The sequence below is a fragment of the Vibrio sp. E150_011 genome, from assembly GCF_053544015.1.
In genome coordinates this window covers 379,084-399,929 of the sequence record NZ_JBHFOL010000003.1, presented here as the reverse complement: position 1 = coordinate 399,929, position 20,846 = coordinate 379,084, and the positions used below count along the sequence as shown (strand labels likewise).

The 20,846-nt window shown below is 45.1% G+C and carries 19 protein-coding genes; 5 read left to right on the top strand and 14 right to left on the bottom strand.

Annotated features, from left to right (window positions below; translation table 11 throughout):
- Positions 1 to 221: 221 nt before the first annotated feature.
- Positions 222 to 875, bottom strand: coding sequence for a TetR/AcrR family transcriptional regulator (locus tag ACE1OE_RS07900; protein WP_449210644.1), 654 nt, complete (start codon positions 873 to 875; stop codon positions 222 to 224).
- A 41-nt stretch (positions 876 to 916) separates the two neighbouring features.
- On the opposite strand from ACE1OE_RS07900, the gene ACE1OE_RS07895 reads away from it, so the two are divergent.
- Together ACE1OE_RS07895 and dapD are read left to right on the top strand one after the other, a co-directional pair.
- A complete protein-coding gene (locus tag ACE1OE_RS07895; protein WP_449210643.1) occupies positions 917 to 2,800 on the top strand; it encodes a hypothetical protein in 1,884 nt (627 codons plus the stop codon).
- Between the two features lie 483 nt (positions 2,801 to 3,283).
- Positions 3,284 to 4,315 (top strand): 2,3,4,5-tetrahydropyridine-2,6-dicarboxylate N-succinyltransferase, encoded by a 1,032-nt coding sequence (dapD, locus tag ACE1OE_RS07890; RefSeq protein WP_372059464.1) that lies wholly within the window; start codon positions 3,284 to 3,286, stop codon positions 4,313 to 4,315.
- Between the two features lie 140 nt (positions 4,316 to 4,455).
- Here dapD and rnd read toward each other — a convergent pair whose 3' ends face one another.
- From rnd to ACE1OE_RS07855, 7 genes are all read right to left on the bottom strand, one after another.
- On the bottom strand, positions 4,456 to 5,574 hold the full coding sequence (rnd, locus tag ACE1OE_RS07885; RefSeq protein ID WP_449210642.1) for a ribonuclease D: 1,119 nt from the start codon (positions 5,572 to 5,574) through the stop codon (positions 4,456 to 4,458).
- 74 nt (positions 5,575 to 5,648) lie between these two features.
- On the bottom strand, positions 5,649 to 7,349 hold the full coding sequence (gene fadD / locus ACE1OE_RS07880) for a long-chain-fatty-acid--CoA ligase FadD (RefSeq protein WP_449210641.1): 1,701 nt from the start codon (positions 7,347 to 7,349) through the stop codon (positions 5,649 to 5,651).
- Between the two features lie 178 nt (positions 7,350 to 7,527).
- Positions 7,528 to 8,391, bottom strand: a complete 864-nt coding sequence (locus ACE1OE_RS07875; RefSeq protein ID WP_449210640.1) for an alpha/beta fold hydrolase — start codon at positions 8,389 to 8,391, stop codon at positions 7,528 to 7,530.
- 2 nt (positions 8,392 to 8,393) lie between these two features.
- Positions 8,394 to 8,942, bottom strand: coding sequence for a Slp family lipoprotein (locus ACE1OE_RS07870; protein WP_102468776.1), 549 nt, complete (start codon positions 8,940 to 8,942; stop codon positions 8,394 to 8,396).
- 44 nt (positions 8,943 to 8,986) lie between these two features.
- Positions 8,987 to 9,304 carry a chromosome partitioning protein ParA gene (locus ACE1OE_RS07865; protein WP_102468777.1) on the bottom strand — a complete coding sequence of 106 codons (318 nt, stop codon included), beginning with the start codon at positions 9,302 to 9,304 and terminating at the stop codon, positions 8,987 to 8,989.
- Positions 9,305 to 9,426: 122 nt separating this feature from the next.
- On the bottom strand, positions 9,427 to 10,128 hold the full coding sequence (gene tsaB / locus ACE1OE_RS07860; RefSeq protein ID WP_102468778.1) for a tRNA (adenosine(37)-N6)-threonylcarbamoyltransferase complex dimerization subunit type 1 TsaB: 702 nt from the start codon (positions 10,126 to 10,128) through the stop codon (positions 9,427 to 9,429).
- Positions 10,129 to 12,087 carry an ATP-dependent DNA helicase gene (locus ACE1OE_RS07855; RefSeq protein ID WP_372059470.1) on the bottom strand — a complete coding sequence of 653 codons (1,959 nt, stop codon included), beginning with the start codon at positions 12,085 to 12,087 and terminating at the stop codon, positions 10,129 to 10,131. It lies immediately after the preceding gene.
- Between the two features lie 413 nt (positions 12,088 to 12,500).
- On the opposite strand from ACE1OE_RS07855, the gene purU reads away from it, so the two are divergent.
- A complete protein-coding gene (gene purU / locus ACE1OE_RS07850; protein ID WP_102468780.1) occupies positions 12,501 to 13,334 on the top strand; it encodes a formyltetrahydrofolate deformylase in 834 nt (277 codons plus the stop codon).
- Positions 13,335 to 13,494: 160 nt separating this feature from the next.
- Here purU and ACE1OE_RS07845 read toward each other — a convergent pair whose 3' ends face one another.
- Complete coding sequence (locus tag ACE1OE_RS07845) at positions 13,495 to 14,301, bottom strand: hypothetical protein (protein WP_449210639.1); 807 nt, start codon at positions 14,299 to 14,301, stop codon at positions 13,495 to 13,497.
- A gap of 220 nt (positions 14,302 to 14,521) precedes the next feature.
- Positions 14,522 to 15,118 (bottom strand): VOC family protein, encoded by a 597-nt coding sequence (locus ACE1OE_RS07840; RefSeq protein ID WP_372059472.1) that lies wholly within the window; start codon positions 15,116 to 15,118, stop codon positions 14,522 to 14,524.
- A gap of 162 nt (positions 15,119 to 15,280) precedes the next feature.
- On the opposite strand from ACE1OE_RS07840, the gene argS reads away from it, so the two are divergent.
- A complete protein-coding gene (argS, locus tag ACE1OE_RS07835) occupies positions 15,281 to 17,014 on the top strand; it encodes an arginine--tRNA ligase (protein ID WP_372059473.1) in 1,734 nt (577 codons plus the stop codon).
- Positions 17,015 to 17,105: 91 nt separating this feature from the next.
- Positions 17,106 to 17,534: an HIT domain-containing protein gene (locus ACE1OE_RS07830; RefSeq protein WP_449210638.1), complete on the top strand. Its 429-nt coding sequence runs from the start codon at positions 17,106 to 17,108 to the stop codon at positions 17,532 to 17,534.
- Positions 17,535 to 17,582: 48 nt separating this feature from the next.
- Here the strand turns inward: ACE1OE_RS07830 and ACE1OE_RS07825 are convergent, their stop codons facing one another.
- The 4 genes from ACE1OE_RS07825 to ACE1OE_RS07810 all read right to left on the bottom strand — a co-directional run bounded on the left by ACE1OE_RS07825 (position 17,583) and on the right by ACE1OE_RS07810 (position 20,794).
- On the bottom strand, positions 17,583 to 17,813 hold the full coding sequence (locus ACE1OE_RS07825; protein WP_102468785.1) for a FeoC-like transcriptional regulator: 231 nt from the start codon (positions 17,811 to 17,813) through the stop codon (positions 17,583 to 17,585).
- Positions 17,810 to 20,083 (bottom strand): Fe(2+) transporter permease subunit FeoB, encoded by a 2,274-nt coding sequence (gene feoB / locus ACE1OE_RS07820; protein ID WP_449210637.1) that lies wholly within the window; start codon positions 20,081 to 20,083, stop codon positions 17,810 to 17,812. The genes ACE1OE_RS07825 and feoB overlap by 4 nt, the downstream gene beginning before the upstream one ends.
- Positions 20,080 to 20,310 (bottom strand): FeoA family protein, encoded by a 231-nt coding sequence (locus ACE1OE_RS07815; RefSeq protein ID WP_102468787.1) that lies wholly within the window; start codon positions 20,308 to 20,310, stop codon positions 20,080 to 20,082. The genes feoB and ACE1OE_RS07815 overlap by 4 nt, the downstream gene beginning before the upstream one ends.
- 349 nt (positions 20,311 to 20,659) lie before the next feature.
- Positions 20,660 to 20,794: a hypothetical protein gene (locus ACE1OE_RS07810; protein WP_277869432.1), complete on the bottom strand. Its 135-nt coding sequence runs from the start codon at positions 20,792 to 20,794 to the stop codon at positions 20,660 to 20,662.
- Between the last annotated feature and the right edge of the window lie 52 nt (positions 20,795 to 20,846).

Below are 20,846 nucleotides of genomic sequence, written 5' to 3'. Positions count from 1 at the left end.
TCATTGGATACCCGTTTAATTTCCTGTCATACAGCGGTAAATCGGATAGTTACTTTTTTTTCCTCTCTAGATTTTGTTACTCATTCGTGTTTTGGGCTGTCATTATTTTTGTCGTTTTAACGTTGGTTAGACGATGGCTTCCGGATCATGATGCTGCCTAGGTAGTGCCCACATAAACTTTCGTCAATTAGTAGATGATAATGACAGGCAAAGAAAAGCTGTTAGTCATACATTTTTCGGTAGACTAACTCACCGAACACTGATTTGATGGCACTGGTCGCTTCTCCTTCGCCAATTGTTTGAGCCAAATGTTGCTTTAATCTGAGCACGCCACCGCGAGAATATGGACTAGTCCCATCCTTCAAGATATTTTGAAGGAGCATCTCAACAACTTCTCTAAACACGTGATTACTTTCGTCTTCATAAGCCGATACCCATGAGTCAATAAACTTGTCCTTCGTTTCAAAATCAAGCATCTCTAAAAAGAGAGGAAAAATCACGCCTTGAAGTGCTGTGGCAAACATAATGCTGCTGGGGTAATACGCTTGGATACTACTTTTTCGGACATTAAACTCTTTGGCAAGGCGGTCATAGGTCACAGATGACCAACCTTCATTAAGAAAAATCTTAACAATGCACTCGTCCATTCTTTCTTTTTTTTGTCTTTTTTCTTCCGCGGTAATTCGCGCCATCATCTTCAACCGACTCGTATCTAGGGAATGACCAGCATACAGAGTTCCTGCCTCACAAGCAATTTTAAGTACTGGTACCAAATAAATCTTGCAATGCGTACCAGTACGCATTAGACTGCATCGCACTTGACCAAGAGAGATTTCTGGTTGAAAGAACAATTCATAGTCAAAATTTTTTATCATTAATTGGTACTAGTACCAATTAAGTCGAAAGCGAGAGTAACATGAAAAAAACAGTTTTATCTTCACTAGTATTAGCAAGTTTGGTGTTGGTTGGATGTGATGATAGTTCGACTTCAGAATCGCCAGCACTGCAAGGTCGCACTGTTAGTGTTAATGCGACACTAGCTAATATTTCAGAAATGAACGCATTATCTAATACGTGCCTAAAAGACGTGCAGTTACCAAAGAGTAAAACGGTCAAAACGCCTGAATTCGAAAGCAATGTATGTGCGATACAAGACATTGACGGCAACGTTCATTATGTTCGAACCAGTAGCTATAAACTGTCAGTTACTGATACGTACGGAACAAAAGATTATGACATCAACGATATTGTTCTCGATGGAATTCAAGACGTCGAAGTTTTTGGTGATGCTACGTTCAAAATTACTCCGCAACATGTCGATGGCGAATACAACCAGTTTTATTCCTACTATCTAGTTGAAGGCGAAGAAGACGTTCCTGGAAATGAAATGTATGTGGAAATAAAAGTAGATAACAAAAAATTTTCCTACGTTACTTTCACAGTAACTGACCGCGAAGACATCGATTTCTATCATTCAACGATTACTGAATCGCGTGAGGAATCAAAGAACTTTGGGGCAACCGGTTCAGCTTACGAAGATGAAGATAAGGAAGTGGTTTACGACACTCATGCTTATCGTTATATAACGAGAGATGCTGAAGTTATACTTACGGCTAACAATGGCGCATCAACTATTGCATCGATTGACTTCCAACCCTTAAAACACTACGACTTTGGGGAATTAAAGATCGACCCAAAATCAGGAGTAATCATTATTACCCCTCCAGACTTTGGAGATCCAATTGAAATAATTCCTATTCCGACACCAGTCACTCCAGTAATAAAGCCGTCACAGGTTGATAATGCTGAGCTAGTGTCTTTCGATCAAAACGGTTTTGGTGTATTCAGTACGGTAGCGAATAACAGAGGATTGGCAGAACCTTGGTTGTATCCCGAGATGCAGTTTGAAGATGGCCAGAAGTCTTTGAAGCAGTTTGAGTTCAGCTATGAACTCGAAGGACATGAAAGCTTTAGCACTTTTATGAACATCTACCTATTGGATGAAACTGGTACTCTAGTTCGTGCTATTTATTATCCAAATGGCGACATAACAGTTGATGATGGTGCAGCGCCTATGGATAAAACCACGTTTATTGAAAATTATGGCAGCTACAAATTAGCAGCGCGAATGGATGGTGAGAGATTCAAGACTAACTTTATTGTTCGCGTAGCTGATGACAATACAGAAGCAGATCTACAATTTAAAGTTAAAGATTTTACAGTCAAAGAGCTATCGCCAGTTGTCGTATCAGAACAGTTGGTTGGAGGAACTATTCTTGATTCAATCGATGATACTAATCATAGTGTAGACATTGAATTCACCGGTAACCGCCAATCAAGCGCTAACAACCCACTTTGGGTTTATTCAACTACCAAGTTTGCAGCTAAAGAAAGCGACGCGCCTACTTTAAGTCAGGTATCGGTAGATGTCGACGTTGAAGTTTCTGATACATTTTCGGATAAGGCTGCTTCTGACGCCTATATCAACATTTACCTTGATGGCTGGAACGCGACAGAAACATTTGCGTTATATGTTTCAGGGCCGCGTAACGGACAAGTCGTTCAGCGAACTCACCGAGAAGGCGAAAAGAAGGAAGAATATTCAGATTATAACGCTTTTCAAGCTACCTACCCTGATACAAAAGTGAAAGGGCTTGCTGAAGGAACGAAGTTAAACACTAACTTTATACTTCGCTTTGGTGATAATGATAATGGTAAAGGCGAAGAGGGTGATTTATTGAGTGAGGTGGTTACCATCAATTCATTTGATATCACAATCGATCAGACCCCCGCAAAGTAAGACAATGATCTAAGCGATAGAGTGGGGTTTCTTTATAAGACCCCACTCTGTTTTTTTACCATAAAGTGTTCCATTTAACCTATCTACCTATTTACCTATTTACCTATGATGAGCAGAAAATTCGGGGCTGTATACACGCAACAGGGCTTGGTACATTGCTCATCACCACAAAAAAAAGCCGTCATTCCCTTGAAAAGGGAACCTTAATTACGATGGATTAGATTGAATCTTTGTCATCTATCCACAACAATCCATACCTGCCAGTCTTATGGCTTCGTTCCTAATCTCGGTAGTGAACTAGCGATATTTCTTTTTGGCGAAAAGTGTCTCCAAAAAGACAACCAATATCTTTTTACAGACTTTTGCCGTGTTTCCCCTTTCATCTGCAGGTCGCTCTCTTTAAGATGAATGTCATCAACAGAATCTAAGCGGTTGCGCCACTTGCTACCGTTTATGGACAATTCAAAATGGAGAACGATAGTCATGGCAGCATTTTCACTCGCCTTTGGTACTGCAACTAAAAACCGCGACGGAAAAATCATTGAAGCATTTTTTCCTCACCCGCGCCTTAACCCTAGTGATGCAGCAGTAGCGGCAATTGCTGAGGTCTCTGGGTACACTCAAGGCAACCAAGCTATCGAAATCACCGCTGCACAAAGCGCTCAACTCGCCACCGCTTTTGCTAACGCTGATGACGCACAAAATGCGGCTTTTGCAGAAAAAGCGGCGCAATCAGCGCAGCCACTTGTTCTTGTTGTGCTTGCTAGCGATGAAAAACCACAATCTGTGGCAGAAGGCTTCCTTAAGCTACAATTGATTTCAAACCGCCTTGTACAACCTCACGGTACGGTTCTTGATGGTATCTTTGGTCTACTGCACAATATTGCGTGGACAAACCAAGGTCCTATCGACCTTCCTGAGCTTGCTGACCGCCAAATCGAAGCTCGCCTTGCGGGTCAAGCTCTAACCGTTGATTGCGTTGATAAGTTCCCTAAAATGGTTGATTACGTTGTACCAACGGGCATTCGTATCGCCGATACTTCTCGTGTGCGTTTGGGTGCTCATGTGGGCGAAGGCACCACGGTTATGCACGAAGGCTTCATCAACTTCAACGCCGGCACAACAGGTGTTAGCATGGTAGAAGGTCGCATTTCTGCTGGCGTGGTTGTCGGCAACGGTTCTGATATCGGCGGTGGTGCTTCTATCATGGGTACACTGTCCGGTGGTGGTACGGTGGTTGTTTCTATCGGTGAGAACTCACTACTTGGCGCGAATGCAGGACTAGGTTTCCCACTTGGCGATCGCTGTACGGTTGAGTCAGGTTTGTACGTGACGGCTGGATCTAAAGTTCGCATGTTAGATTCAACAGGCCAAGAAGTTGAGATTGCTAAAGCTCGCGACCTTGCTGGAAAGTCAGACTTGTTGTTCCGTCGCAATTCAGTGACTGGACAGATTGAATGCCTAACGAACAAGACAGCAGTAGAGCTTAACAGCGAATTGCACAGCAACAACTAAGGCTTCAACACGTGAGTCGTCAGTTCATAACTCACGATAGTTATTGCTCGTATCTTTAGAAACAAGCAATAACGTGCACAAAAAAACCGAGTGTTTCATACACTCGGTTTTTTATTGGGCGGACGACGCAAAGGAGTGTGTTAGTCCATTCGCTTGTCTAAATGTCTACCTAACACGTCCAATCTCCAGCCTTGCATAACATCAGGCAATGCAGCTGGATCGCGGTCTTTCTTCCAGACCCACGATAAAAACTGATTCAGTTGTTTTTTTGATGCTAGGAATTCAGTGGCAAGCCCTGTCTGCTGTGATGCCGACTTCACTTCATCTTTTAGCACTTTAAATACTTGCTTGTAACCTGAGAAATCCATTAGACGTTCGATTTGCTCAGGGTAGTCAGCTTCTGAGCAGTGCTGCGCCTTTTTCACAATACCGGCAATTCGCTCGGCATGTCGACGAATAGAACGAGGATCCATCCCTTCCTCTTCCATCTTTTTCGGTTGCGTTAGTCCAAACCGAGCGATGGTCCATAGGTCTTGTTCTTTCACAACAAAATTCAACGCTAAATCGCGTTTAATCGCTTCTTTAAGTCGCCATGTTGCCAATGGTTTTAGCGCCGCTAGCTGCTTAGGATTCAGCTGCCACGCGCCTTTGATATCTAAATATGCCAGCTCTGCGTTTGGTGTTTTACCGCGCTTTTTGGTCATCAATTCCGACTCTTGCAGCGCCGCATCCCACCAGCCTTTATCGTCTACTTTTTGGCTAAGCTGCTGATACAGTGGCCATAAATAAAACACGTCTGCCGCGGCATAATCCAATTGCTTTTGAGTCAAAGGACGCGCTACCCAATCGGCGCGTGATTCACTCTTATCCAGCTGCACATCAATATACTCATCCACTAGGGCTGCAAAACCCGTCGACAATCCGTAGCCTAGGAAAGCCGCCATGATTTGTGTATCAACCATTGGGAAAGGCATACAACCAAAGCTGTTCGCAAAGACTTCTAAATCTTCACCACAAGCATGCAGCACCTTAAGAACTGACGTATCTTGCAGCAAGGAAATGAATGGAGAGAAATCGCTGATGGTTAGCGGATCAATCAAGGACAGTTGATTACCGTCATAAAGCTGAATTAGCCCCAGTTTAGGGTAATACGTTCGGATGCGAACAAACTCGGTATCCAACATCACAACGTCGGATTCGCGAGCCTTAGTACATACCGACTCTAATTCGGCGAATTCTGTAATTATCTGATATTCCACGATGACTCTCTTAAAAAAACAATGCCAGCACTGAGGGCTGGCATTTTAACACTGATAGTAACAAAAGGTTAACGCTAAACCGTTTTTTCTGACGTTTGCGTCAGTTTAGCGTCGTTCTCTTCTCGAAGTACTCGGCGCAAGATTTTGCCTACGTTCGTCTTCGGTAGATCTTCTCTGAATTCGACACGCTTAGGTATCTTATAGCCAGTGAGGTGAACACGGCAGTGCTCGATCACTTCTTCTTTCGTCAGGCTATTGTCGCTTTTAACGATATACACCTTAACCAGTTCACCGGAGGCTTCATTCGCCTCACCGATAGCCGCAACCTCAAGCACCTTTTCGTTGAGCGCAATGACATCTTCAATTTCATTCGGGTAAACGTTGAAGCCCGAGACCAAGATCATGTCTTTTTTGCGATCGACAATATGCAGGAACCCGTCATCATCAAACTTCACAATATCGCCTGTCGATAACCAACCCTCTTGGTTGATGACCTCTTTCGTCGCTTCAACGCGCTGCCAGTAGCCTTGCATCACTTGTGGGCCGCGAACTTGCAGCTCACCAGGTGAATCATCCGTTACCGGTTGACCTTCGTCATCAACAATGCGTATCTCTGTCCCCGGTACAGGCAAGCCGATAGAGCCATTATATTCTTCTAGATCATAAGGATAAGCGGCAACTAATGGCGAACACTCCGTCAAGCCGTAGCCTTCGAGCAGTAAGCAACCTGTCGTTTTTTTCCATTGCTCTGCAACGGCGCGTTGTACCGCCATCCCACCGCCAACGGAAAGCCTCAATCCTCTGAAATCCAACTCATGGAAATCTTCATTATGAATCAGTGCATTGAACAAGGTGTTGACGCCAGTGATCGCAGTGAATGGGTACTTCTGCAATTCCTTAATGAAGCCTGGAATGTCACGCGGGTTAGTGATAAGCAGATTCTGTCCACCCATTTCGATAAACAATAAGCAGTTCACCGTCAGTGCAAACACATGATAAAGCGGCAATGCCGTCACCACGAACTCTCGTCCTTCTTGCAGCACTGGTGAGTACATACCCTTGGCTTGCAGGACGTTCGCAATCATATTGCGGTGGGTCAAGATTGCGCCTTTTGCGACCCCGGTGGTACCCCCGGTGTATTGCAAAAAGGCAATATCATCACCCGACATAAATGGTTTCACATACTGCTGTCTGCGGCCTTTATGCAGCACCTGTCGAAACGAAATTGCGCCCGGCAGGTTGTATTTTGGCACCATACCCTTGACATACTTCACGACAAAATCGACAACCGTCCCTTTTGCTCGTGGCAGCATTTGCCCAAGGCTCGTTAAGACAACGTGCTTAATCGGTGTATTCTCCACTACCTTTTCTAAGGTACTAGCGAAGTTCGAAACAATCACGATGGCTTTGGCATCGGCATCGTTGAGCTGATGTTCCAGCTCGCGCGGTGTATAAAGTGGATTCACGTTGACGGCGATAAGGCCGGCTCGCAATATACCAAACAATGCCACAGGGTATTGCAGCAGATTAGGCATCATAATCGCAACACGATCACCCTTTTTTAGCTTGAGATCATTTTGTAAATAAGCAGAAAACGCACGGCTGCGCTCCTCTAGTTTACGGAACGTCATCACCGAACCCATGTTGACGAAAGCCGGCTGATCGGCAAACTTGTGCACCGACTGCTCGAACATCTCTACTAACGAAGGATACTGATCCGGATTGATATCCTCAGGCACGTCACTTGGGTATCGAGAAAGCCAAGGTTTATCCACAATTACACTCCTTGCGTATTAAGTCTTTTGTTTGAAATTCGAGATACAAGTCATCAACAGGTCGTTTGTTTAACAATTTGTTAATTTCTTCTACAGCCCGAAAAATCGTTACTTGTTGGTATTGCTTGTTATTACAGCACAGGCAACCCGTTCACGCACGAAAGACTCAAACACTTGTTTAATTTTTGTTAACTAGTTCAGAAATTAGTTCAAATACTCTAGCGGGAGATTCTAAATGGCAATGATGATCACCCTCTACCCATTCAATTTGAGTGGCATGAAGCTTTTCAAGCATGGCATCATTTTGTAGCATACGATAACTAGAACGCCCTAATATCACCAAATGAGGAATGACAATCGCCTGCATGATAGCGGCAGCGTGAGGCTCCGACATTCGATACACCGATTCACACTTGAGTTTGCTATCGTGACGCCAATACCACTTACCTTCGACCTGCTTAACATCTCTTTCTACAATCGGTCGAACGCTAGTCAGATCGAGCTTTGTCGCATGCATTCGCATGGTTATCGCATCATCGAAAGACGGCAGTGCTCGAGCGCTCTTTTTTCTCCAGCGTTCGCGACTTTCCACCCCTTTTCTTAAACGGATAACGCTTTGCTCTGGCGATTCAGCGATTGGAAAGTGTGCCTCAATTTGAACTAATCCTGTCACGTTGTCAGGAAAGGCCGCACTATAGCAACTTGCGATCAATGCACCAAGTGAATGTCCAACCAAGATTGCATTGATCGCTTGAAGATTCACCAACACGCGGTGTAAATCATCAATATAGTCATGAAAGCTATAAAAATGATCACCATTCTTGTGTGTTGAAAGCCCATGGCCCGGTAAATCTATCGCGAGAACACGCCAATTAGGTTGCAGTTGCTCTATGATGGAGAGCTGTTTATGAAAGCTGGCAGCGTTATCCATCCAACCATGAATAAAAACGACCGTCTTAGCGGTCGTCTTTTGGGATGAGTATTCAAGATAGGCAATGTTTTGCTCGCCTATCTCAATATATTTTTCGGTAAATAAAGACAAGGTTATTTCACCTCTTTAACCACGCGCCCTTGTGTCGGGCCGTAGTAAAAGTCGTCACAGTAATACCCCCAACACGAATTGAATGAGCTGTTATGACGATTGATGATTAAACGCTCTTCGACTCGCCATAAATATTGCCCGTACGCATTGATGACTGGGAAATCAGCCTCAAACTCACCAACTTTTCCGCGCTCGACGCCGGCCTTTTTTCCACCCACAGTGATAAGTCGACCGCGTGAATAGGTGACAGGATCAACGAACCCATCGACATACGCGATGAAACGGCCATTGGGTTCTTGATCGATGTCTGGCTTGCCATACTTATCAATGGGTAAGTTGACGATTTCAATGCGAGTACGTGACGCAAGATTGGTCACAGTATCAATCACACCGCCGAGGCGCACCTCAATACCATCACTTGCGTCAACGACGGGTTGATATTGCGCCACCACATTTTCATTCGTAGTAGCGAGTTGATCGGGCAAACTGCCACAGGCAGTAAGAAGAAAAGAAAGGCACAGCGCCCCCCACATTTTTATCGATTTCATCATGGCTGAGTCTATAAGTCCTAAATAAAGGTGAATCGTTCTTATTATCATACGTACATATCGACACCAAAGAGTTGTTCAAGTTCCTCTCGCTTAGCTCGATTCATCACATTCATATAGGATTCAAGGGCTTTCTTAGAGCGTCCCTCAGGTAGATCATATTGAATATTGGCTCGGTCTATGTCGGCTGTCGATACGTTATTGACCGAATTTGCCACCGCTTGGGCGACTTTCGTCACTTGTGTAGACTGATTTGTCTGAGTCGCCGATTTAGACGTCGAGGTGCCAGACACCGGTTGTTTGCGTTTGGCTTTATTCGTCCGCTGCTGCGAGTAGACGGTAGGTAAACCCTGAATCGAAACCATAAACCTGACCTATTTCATGAGTGCCTTTAATGACACCAAGAGCATTCGTAAAAGTGTTAGGCGACGTAAAAACGGCTCATATAAAAAGGGTTAAGCCTTCACTTAACCCTTTTATCAATATGTTATTCGCGGCCTGGTAGTTTTTTCCAAGTCACATTATCACGAAGATAAACCGGGCTCGCTTCTTCCGCAGCCACTACGTTGCCTTTCGCTAATTCATACTGCGCCAAAAATGCGATGTCCTCGGCTTCAGGGTACAAAACACCAGACACTTCTGTCGTCAACGCTAGCGTCGAAAGCGATTCAGCATAGGCGTCCCATCCTGTACCAGCGGTTACCCACGTATGCTCATCGGCTGACGTATTCGCCACAACAGCATCCGGTGCGACCACTTGCTCTGCATCAAACTCGGTCCAATCGCCATTTTCTGAGCGCTCGAAACGTCCCCAATACACCTCACTCATGCGAGCATCAATCGCGCTAGCAACGTGCGTTGCGCCATTTTCTCTGAAACAGCCCTGCGCCATCGCTTTAAGCGTAGAGATACCGATCATGGGTAAGTCTGCACCAAATCCCAGCCCCTGGGCGACACCGATACAGATACGAACCCCCGTAAAGCTGCCTGGACCACGCGCAAAGGCAAGCGCATCAAGATCATGCAGCGTTAGACCCGCTTCATTTAGTAACTCATCAACCATTGGCAGCACTTTTTTGGTGTGATCACGCGGTGCAAGCTCGCTACGAGTATACGTTTTATCACCGACCAAAAGCGCTACAGAGCAGTTTTCAGTGGCGGTATCAATTGCTAGAATTTTGTTAGTCATCTATTTCTCAATGGGTGCTTTTTCTGTCGCATTTTGCTGGGATTGTAGCAAAAATGCCTCTATTTTTTCGAGGTCTCGCGTTCTTGGAATCGGCGGTAAACTGGCCAAGAATGTCGCGCCATAATCACGAGTCACCAATCGGTTGTCGCAAATAATGAGCGCCCCACAATCTTTTTGGTCTCGAATCAGTCGACCGACCCCTTGTTTTAGGGTGATAACCGCATCCGGTAATTGGACATGGTTAAAAGGGTCCCCACCCTGTAGCTTACAATCCTCGATCCGTGCTTTTAAAAGCGGGTCATCTGGGGCCGTAAACGGTAATTTGTCGATAATAACACAGCTCAATGCGTCACCTCTAACATCTATTCCCTCCCAAAACGCGCCGGTCGCCACCAACAGTGCATTACCCAACTCCATGAACTCAGCCAACGTTTTTTGTTTACTGGTTTCTCCTTGCAACAACACTGGCAGAGACAAGGTTTCACGAAAGCGCTCCCCTAACTCTCGCATCATGCTATGGGATGTGCACAGAAAGAAGCAGCGCCCTTGGTTTTTTTCGATGACGGGGGCCAGCATCGACACCAGCTTTTCAGCCAACCCTTTACTATTAGGCTCTGGCAGATAACGAGGTACACACAACCGAGCTTGTTTGGAGTAGTCAAAAGGGCTTGGCAGTGAGAATTGTTGTGTCGGTGTCAATCCCAAACGAGAGGTGAAATGCTGGAAGTCCTCCGACACCGCCAAGGTGGCTGAGGTAAAGATCCACGCTCCGCCTTTTAGCTCAATCTGCTCATGAAATTTGTCAGCGACGCTTAATGGTGTGATATGTAAACTAAACTGCCTCGGCGTTGTATCGTACCAATATGAATACCCGGTGATGGATACATCACACACTCGCTCGATACGCCCTTTGATTAGGTTTGCGCGTTCGAATGCCGTATCCAACAATTGGCTTCGCCCTAAGGCAAGCTTCAACACGTCGATGCACAACACCACCGAATCTCGCAGCCTTTCGACCTCTCGTAATATAGACGGTGACTGTATCGCATCACGCCAGTTACCGCGAAAGCCGGTATCACCTAATACAATTCGTAGATCCATCGCGGCTTGAGACAAGCGATCACCCGCTTTTTGCAATTGCTTCATATCTCGCGCTTCGGTGCGGTAACCAATATCAATATCTTTTGCCAATTCTTGGATCTGGCGGCTCGACAATGATTGCCCAAAATACTGACTGGCAATATCGGGAATCTGATGCGCTTCATCGAAAATAAACACTTCTGCTTCAGGAATCAGCTCCCCAAACCCTGTTTCTTTAATCGCTAAGTCGGCTAAAAACAGATGGTGATTGACGACGACGACATCGGAATCCAACGCCCGCTTTCTAGCTTTTAAAACAAAGCAGTCTTGAAAACTCGGGCAATCTTTACCCAAGCAATTGTCATTGGTTGAGGTAATAGTGGGGATGACAGGGCTGTCCTCGGCAATAGCATCACACTCCCCTAAATCGCCTGATTGAGTCTCGGATGCCCAACCTCGCACCTTGACCAGTTGCGACAACAGCTCAGTATTGGTTTCGGTGGTGTGGCTCTCTACCATTTGACGACTTAGACGGTCATGGCATAAGTAGTTGGAGCGCCCTTTTAACAGTGACACCTTACCGTGAAAACCGAGTGCATCCACCATCAGGGGGAGATCACGGTGAAACAGCTGCTCTTGCAGGTTTTTTGACCCGGTACTAATGATGGTTTTCTTGCCGCTAAGTAACGCTGGAACCAAATAAGCGAAGGTTTTCCCCGTGCCCGTGCCCGCCTCAACAACCAGTTGCTGATCTTGTTGGATCGCGGCTTCTACCGCATTCGCCATATCGAGCTGTGGCTGGCGCGGTTGAAAACCAGGGATCACTTGCCCTAAAGCGCCCCCTGATGCGAAAGCCTTATTTATTGCCTTAGATACCATTACACCGAGTCATTTAGATTCTAATGCCACCAGTATACCCGAACAAGGGGACAAGCTTGAACCTCTCAAATCGTTTCTGCTTTTAAAAGTAAAAAATCAAGGTGAGTTATCATTCACACTCACCGCTCTTTATTAAGAATAAACACGTGTCGGTTTGATTTTGTTGAAACCTTATGCAAAATCGATTAAAACTGGGTGACAGATTGCGTGTTACTGCATTAAACGCTCCAAAATTAGGCGTACCAACGCTGAATATATTGACGCTAAACATACCAAAGCGGGATACGCACCAAACTTAAATCCTCTTGATCGTAAGTTACGATTCACTTCAATAGATTGTCTATTCAACATTATTGAGATCGAGTTACTTCAATTGGTTCAGAATTTTTACTATTTCACGGAAGCCGTAAATCATGGAAAAGAAAACTCTGCTAACGCATTGCAACGATGCGCCGGGGCTCATCTCAAAGATCACCAACATTTGTTACAAGCACCAGCTGAATATCATCCATAACAATGAATTTGTGGATAATGCCAGTGGTCATTTCTTTATGCGTACTGAGCTTGAAGGTTATTTTAATAATCAAACCTTACTCGCCGACCTTGACCAAGCTCTGCCTACAGGGACCAAACGCTCACTGGTCGATTCATCACGAAAACGTGTGGTTATTCTCGTCACAAAAGAAGCGCACTGTTTGGGCGATATTTTGATGAAAAACTTCGATGGTAGCTTGAATGTAGACATTGCCGCAGTAGTCGGTAACTACGACACCCTACAAGGGCTAACGGAAAAATTTGATATCCCTTATCATCACGTTTCTCATGTGGGACTAAATCGTGAAGAACACGAAGCAGAAATGCTCAATGTCATCGACCAGTATGATGCCGATTACCTTGTACTCGCCAAATACATGCGCGTGTTAACACCTAGCTTTGTTGAAAAGTATCACCATAAGATCATCAACATACATCATAGCTTTCTTCCTGCATTTATTGGCGCGAAGCCTTATCAACAAGCCTATGACCGCGGTGTAAAAATCATCGGAGCAACGGCTCACTTTGTCACTAACGACCTTGATGAAGGGCCAATCATTAAGCAAGACGTGATCCCTGTCGATCATAACTTCAGCGCTGCTGATATGGCACAAGCTGGCCGTGATGTAGAAAAGAATGTGCTTTCTAAAGCGCTGAACAAAGTCGTCAATGACCACGTGTTTGTTTACGGCAATAAGACGGTTATCCTATAGCATCAGATAATGCGCATAAGTTAATACCACATATTATAATGTGCGTCAGATAACGACGTGCATTGTGCACTATCGCAACCTGTCGTCTTAAACACGAAAAAGCCCCCTCTCAAAATGAAAGGGGGCTTTTTAAAATAACAATCCGCACTGATCTGCGCGACTAATACGTGTCACCATTGGCATAATTGACTTGATAACCTAAATCATCCATTAGGCCCATGGTCACTGGGCCAATTAGATTCCCGTTCGCCATCAATTCTTGCGTCATGACGGGCACTGGCCGCCCATTCTTATCATAGCGTTTTTTGTCTTCAGCCCATTTCGTGTCGTACAGGTGGCCGCCATCATCGCTTATCGGTAACACTCGATAATCCACTTTATACTGCCGGTTGTATTGTTTTATTGCCTGACTATCACGGACCTTAAATACATTGCCTAATTGAGCGTCCAATCGAGTGTAATCAGCGGTATACGCCCCAACACCAAACACATGCCCCATCTCATGCAATATATTGGCATTGAACTCAGTCGCATCAAAACCATCGGTATAGGTATGATTGCCAATAAAAATCGACCCTTTCGTGGGGATCAATCGCCAATTCACATCAATTTCATGCTCCGGCCCCGCCATGCCGTTTGCATCAGCAAGCGGGACCACGTACACATCGATGTCGATGACGTGATGCTCAACCTCATTGACTGCGGTTAAGACTTCTAGCCAACGAGTTCCTGCTTTTTCATAGGCGGCTATATAGGAAGGTGACCACGCTACAGGTTTTTCATCTGGTAATTGAATTCGATTGCAGAACGTAAAATTGAGTGTTATGCGACCATTGGTGACGGCTTGATTCGCCATGGCTTCGCACGTTGGATTATCAATATCAAAAGATGAATCGCGATTGTACGACGCAGAAACGGAAGGGAAAGCGAGACAAGCCAATGCCAGCATTACGATAAACTTCATCATGCACCTTTACGTGTTTTTGATAAGTTTAGTTGTTATTTAGCCGTTTATCGGTATCCATTTGTCTATTTCGTGTGCGTTTTTGCATCCTTGAGTCGATATGTGGGATTCTTATCAACTCAAGGACAGCATCCAATCACCTAAAGGGCTTGCTTACAGATGCCGAGCTTGCGCAGGGCCACTTAATACTTACTCAGAGGCCACTATACTCGCTCAGAAACCACTATACTTGCTCAGAGGCCACTATGTTTTTCAAACTATGAGGGTGCAGTTTGATACACACCCCATCAGATTTGAATGCCACGGTCGGGTTTGCTAAACGTTCCCCCTCACCGTGAGGGCTCGACAACTTCATGACTACGCCGCTTTCATCGAGTTGCGTCAGTTTTTTCGAGAGCAAAGGAAAACGCAGACAAAGCTCACTAAGAAAATCATCCGCCGTCGTGGCATCCGAAGGAATCACAAATTCGACATGCTCCCAGTGCTCAATAGGGTGCTGCTTGTTCGGTGCAGGGTAAGGCAACTCTAAACATTCGATACGACCTAGGGCTGTCTTTAGGGGTTCTTTAAACGCTAAGACGATGATTGGTCGACCATTAATGCTGGCCTGAGAAATCACCTCTCCGTATGACAACCACTCTTGATGCGCCGCCTGAGCGACATCATAATCGTTGATTCTCAGCGCAATGTGATCAGCCTGATAATCGGAGAGATCGAGGGATAATGTGTCGCATAAAGTCTGGATTTTATCCGTAAATGTGTCGATTTCATTCAACATTTGAGAAGGCATTAAGCCTTTTTGCATCAGGGTTTGTTGCACTAGGTGATCACTCTTTTTGTCCTTCGAGGGGTAAATACTACCAGTAATCCTTAAGATTAAGAAAAAATCCAATGTTTGCCCCTAGGTGCAAGACGTTAAAGTTGTTATTATGTGCGCCAAATTACTAGTGAAAACCAATTCCAAGAATTGAAGGAAACGCGTGTGAATATCCAAGCACTGATCAACGACAAAGTATCTCAGGCTCTTGAAGCCGCTGGCGCACCAGCAGGCAGCCCTGCAGCAGTTCGCCAATCTGCGAAACCACAGTTTGGTGACTACCAAGCCAATGGCGTCATGGGCGTTGCTAAGAAGTTGGGCAGTAATCCACGAGAATTCGCTCAAAAAGTCCTAGACGTTTTGGACCTAGATGGTATTGCAAGCAAAACTGAAATCGCAGGCCCTGGTTTCATCAATATTTTCCTTAGTGAAGAATTCCTAGCAAAAAGCGCAGAAGCCGCATTAGCTGACTCTCGCCTTGGCGTAGCGGCTCAAGAACAACAAAATATTGTTGCAGATTACTCGGCACCAAACGTGGCAAAAGAAATGCACGTTGGCCACTTGCGTTCTACCATCATTGGTGACGCAGTTGTTCGTACGCTGGAGTTCTTGGGACACAATGTTATCCGTGCGAACCACATTGGCGACTGGGGCACACAATTTGGCATGCTTATCGCTAACCTTGAGCGTGTGCAAAAAGAGTCGGGCGAGGTTTCTATGGAACTGTCCGATCTTGAAGCCTTCTACCGTGAATCTAAAAAACTTTACGATGAAGACGAAGCGTTTGCAGCCCGCGCTCGTGGCTACGTAGTGAAACTACAAGGCGGCGATGAGTTCTGTGCTCAAATGTGGAAAAAACTGGTCGATGTCACCATGGTTCAAAACCAGCTTAACTACGATCGCTTGAATGTATCACTGACTCGTGATGATGTGATGGGTGAGAGCATGTATAACGACATGCTGCCAGGTATTGTCAAAGATCTTCAAGAGCAAGGACTGGCTGTTGAAAGTGACGGCGCTCAAGTGGTCTACCTAAACGAATACAAAAACAAAGACGGCGAGCCTATGGGTGTCATCATCCAAAAGCGTGACGGCGGCTTCCTATACACCACTACTGATATTGCATGTGCGAAATATCGTTATGAGCAGCTAAATGCTGATCGCGTGCTGTACTTCATTGACTCTCGTCAACATCAGCATCTACAACAAGCTTGGACTATTGTTCGTAAAGCTGGTTATGTGCCGGAAAGCACCACGCTTGAGCACCATGCGTTTGGTATGATGCTAGGCAAAGATGGTCGCCCATTTAAGACTCGTGCAGGCGGTACCGTTCGTCTAGCCGACCTACTTGATGAAGCCATCGAGCGTGCTGGCGCACTTATTGAATCAAAAAATCCTGAGCTAGAATCAGCGGAAAAAGCGAACATCGCGAATACTGTTGCCATGGCAGCCGTCAAGTACGCAGATCTATCCAAGCACCGTACTACCGATTATGTGTTTGATTGGGACAACATGTTAGCTTTTGAAGGTAACACGGCCCCATACATGCAATACGCATACACGCGTGTTGCCTCTGTATTTGCAAAAGCTGGCGTTTCTATGGATGAGCTTCAAGGCGACATTCTCATTACAGATGAGAAAGAAAAAGCGCTAGTTGCCAAGCTTATGCAGTTTGAAGAAGCCGTGCAGTCTGTAGCCAAAGAAGGTCAGCCTCATATTATGTGTAGCTACCTGTTTGAACTTGCTGGTCAGTTCTCTAGCTTCTACGAAGCTTGCCCTATTCTTAGTGCAGCAGATGAAACAACAAAACAAAGCCGTTTGAAGTTGGCTGCGCTAACAGCGAAGACCATCAAACAAGGCTTGGATCTACTTGGCATCGAAACATTAGACAGAATGTAACGACCCACTGTACTTCAATGAAGTTATAGTCAAATAAAAGGCGAATTGCGAAAGCAACTCGCCTTTTTTAATTCAGTTTCAGGAGAATACAATGACGTTTTCACTGCACCCTCAACTTGCTCAAGATACCGTTTATCTTGGTGATTTTCCGCTCTGCATTGCATTACTGCACCGAGATGATTCTGTACCTTGGGTGATTTTGGTTCCCAAGCACCCTGACCTTACTGAACTCCATCACTTACCAATGGATCAGCAGCAACAATTTCTGAATGAGTCACAATGTATCAACCTCGCCCTCGAAACCTTATTCTCTCCAGATAAGCTCAACTTTGGTGCATTAGGTAACATGGTGCCACAGCTTCACATCCACCATATTGCTAGATTCCATCACGATATAGCCTGGCCCGGTCCGCTGTGGGGCAGCACCAAAGGACAATATCGAGCCGAGAGTGCTCAAGAAGCACTCGTCGCTCAACTACGAAATGAACTGTCGAAGTATGCCGAATTTTCAACACGATAATGAGTGTTTACATGGGCAATAAAAAAGGCCTCAACATGAGGCCTTTTTTTACATCTTAACTTGGATAGACAACCCATTGGGTTGGTTGACGTGATATCTCACTCGAAGCAATTGTCCGGCTTTATCACAGTCCTCTGTTCTCGACAGTTTACCTTTCCGTATCCATACCTCAAGCATGGCTTCTACGCCATCTTCACTCAAGGCAAACTCTGCAGCAAGCGCTTGGCGAGTGACGCCAGGGTGATGCTCAATATGCGCTTTCAAGTCAGCTAAGATCATGCCACCTGTGCCTCTAAGCCTTTTTGTTGCTTCTTGCCTTCCGATTTCAACAACTTAAAGACCAACAAACAGAACACTAGGATGCCACAGATCCAAGCAGCACTCGACATTGGGTGCGCACTAAAGTGAGTCACTTGGTAGTATAATGTCGCGCTGCCATAAGCAAGCCCCATGGTCCAAACACCAATAAAGCGTGCATATTTCTGACCAAACTCTCGCACATACGCGCCCATTGCTGCCACACAAGGCGTGTAGAGCAAGATAAAGATAAGGTAAGCAAACGCAGCATTAGCACTCACAAAGTACCCTTTCAGGTTACCAAATATCGATGAATCAACTTCCTGGTCTGCGGCCACCGCATTGGTATCGGACAAATCACCGACATCAACACCTAATGGATCAGAATAACTCAACCCTGCCAGATTCTCTGGAATAGACGCCACCGCTTCTTGCAAACTCGCCATCAGGTCAAACTCAGCACCCTCATCATCGCCTGACGTATACAAGCTATTGAGTGTACCAACCACGGCTTCTTTTGCGAAAATGCCCGTGATAATACCGACCGTCGCTGGCCAGTTGTCTTGCTGAACGCCCATCGGAGCAAAAACAGGAGTTACGACTTGCGCCGCTTTTGATAACACAGAATTTTCACTGTCTTCGTTACCAAACGAACCATCCATGCCAACTGAATTAAAGAAGCTAAGAATGGTCACCACCACCACGATAGTCTTACCAGCACCAAGTACGAAGCGCTTCAGTTTTTGCCATGTCTTTATCATGACATTTTGAACGGTTGGTAACTCGTAGTCTGGCATCTCCATGACCAAGCTATCGCTTGAACCAGGGTAAATGGTGTGTTTTAGCACAAGCCCGGTAAATACAGCGGCAACAATACCCAACACATAAAGAGCGAAAACAATGTTTTGCCCACTGTCTGGAAAGAAAGCTGCTGCAAATAATGCATAAACAGGTAAACGAGCACCACACGACATAAACGGAGCCATTGATGCCGCTAACTTACGTTCACGCTCTTGGTCAAGGGTACGAGTGGCCATAATAGACGGTACATTACAACCAAACCCAAGAACAAGTGGTACAAATGCCTTACCTGGTAGACCGATTTTTTGCATCACTTTGTCAAGAACAAAAGCAGCGCGGGCCATGTAGCCAGAACTTTCTAATACCGCAAGGAATAGATAAAGTGCAGCAATGACAGGAACAAAGGTCGCCACCGTTTGAATACCGCCACCGACACCGTCAGCGATTAAAGTCACCAACCAGACTGGCAGATGACCGTCTAATAGATGATGGCCTCCATCAACGAGCAATGCCCCTACGCCAATATCAAAGAAATCAATAAACGCGCTACCGATGTTAATAGAGAACATGAACATCAAGTACATCACAACAAAGAAAAATGGAATCCCAATCCACTTATTTAGGATAAAACCATCCACTTTTTCAGTAAAGCTACGGCTTAATTTGCCTTCACTGCGGCGTAATTTTTTACATTCTTCATGGAGAAACGTGTACTTAACATCGGCAACTTGTAAGTCAATATCTATCCCCGTTTGCATACGAGCTGTTGCAACCGCTTCTTTTTGTTCACTGGTTAAGGTATTCAATACCATGACATCATCTTCAAGTGAACGAATTGCCAACGCTCTCGCATCGACAGACTCACCCGTAAACATTGGAACTAACTTAGCAATGGCATGCTCCATGTCATCGCCATAATTAAGATCGATTTTATCTAAGGTCAAACCTTGAACTAAGATCTTATGCAGTTGCTCCTTTAGCGTTCTCACTTGGTCTTTATCTGTCGCAGAAAGTGTTAGAACTGGGCAGCCTAATGTTTTTTCAAGCGCCTTAATGTCCAGTTTGACGCGTTCACGCTTCAACGCATCCATTTTATTAAGAACAACGATCATTGGTCGACCCAATTCACGAAGTTGAAGCGTCATATATAAACTGCGCTCAAGACTGGTCGCATCAACAACGTTAATAATCAGATCGGCTGGATGTGTAAGAACCGCACGAGATGCTATTGACTCATCGATACTGTTGCCATCATTACCACTATCCAGTGCATATATACCTGGCAGGTCGGTAAGCTGGAACATATCGCCTGCGTGACGGTATTGCCCCGTTTTCTTTTCGACGGTGACACCCGCCCAGTTACCGACTTGTTGCTTAGCGCCGGTAAGCCCATTGAACAAGGTCGTTTTGCCACTGTTTGGGTTACCAACCGTTAAAATGGTGTAGTTCATTTTGCAGACTCCACTTCAATGGATTGCGCTATCGCATTTCGAATAGCCAATGAGACACCACGAACTTCAATCTGAAGAGGATCACCCATCGGAGCTCGGCGAATCACTTTAATCTCTGTATTAGGTAAAATTCCCATTACCATTAGTTTCTTTCGGACGTCAGTCGAGAGCCCCGATAAAGCAGTAATCGTACCACTGCTTCCTACTTGTAATTCAGCCAGCTTCATTTAGTTCACCCAAAGTATGATTGGTAATGAGAAATATTAACATTAGCGGTTATTTTAAAGGCGCAATCTTATGTTCCGCTTTGCGTTAAATCAAGTTTGTGGCAATTGTAACTGAAAGTAACGTCAAAAAAATCACGTTAATTTCGTCAAAAATAGTGACATCCATAGATTAACGGCCTTTCTATAAAATCTAAAAAACTAAAACAAAAAACAAAAAACCCAATAAAATAAACAAGTTAAAATGAAAACTTAAAAATGTCGTAATTTTAATGGTAGGTTGCCGTTTTTTTTATAAGGAAATTAAGTGAGAGTCGTTATAGTAAATTTCAACAGAGCAAATCGCGCCTGTTTATGAAATTCCAGAGGTGATGTGGTCATCCACATCACTCCGGCAGCAAGCGAAGGTGTCATTGACACCCGCGGTATGGTCCCCCGACTGTGCCGCGATTTTTTTTTCTTCTTGTCTATTCTTCTCAAAAACCACACGCTCACCTCCCTTCAATTTGTCTATTCGACTAGAATTACCGCATAATGGA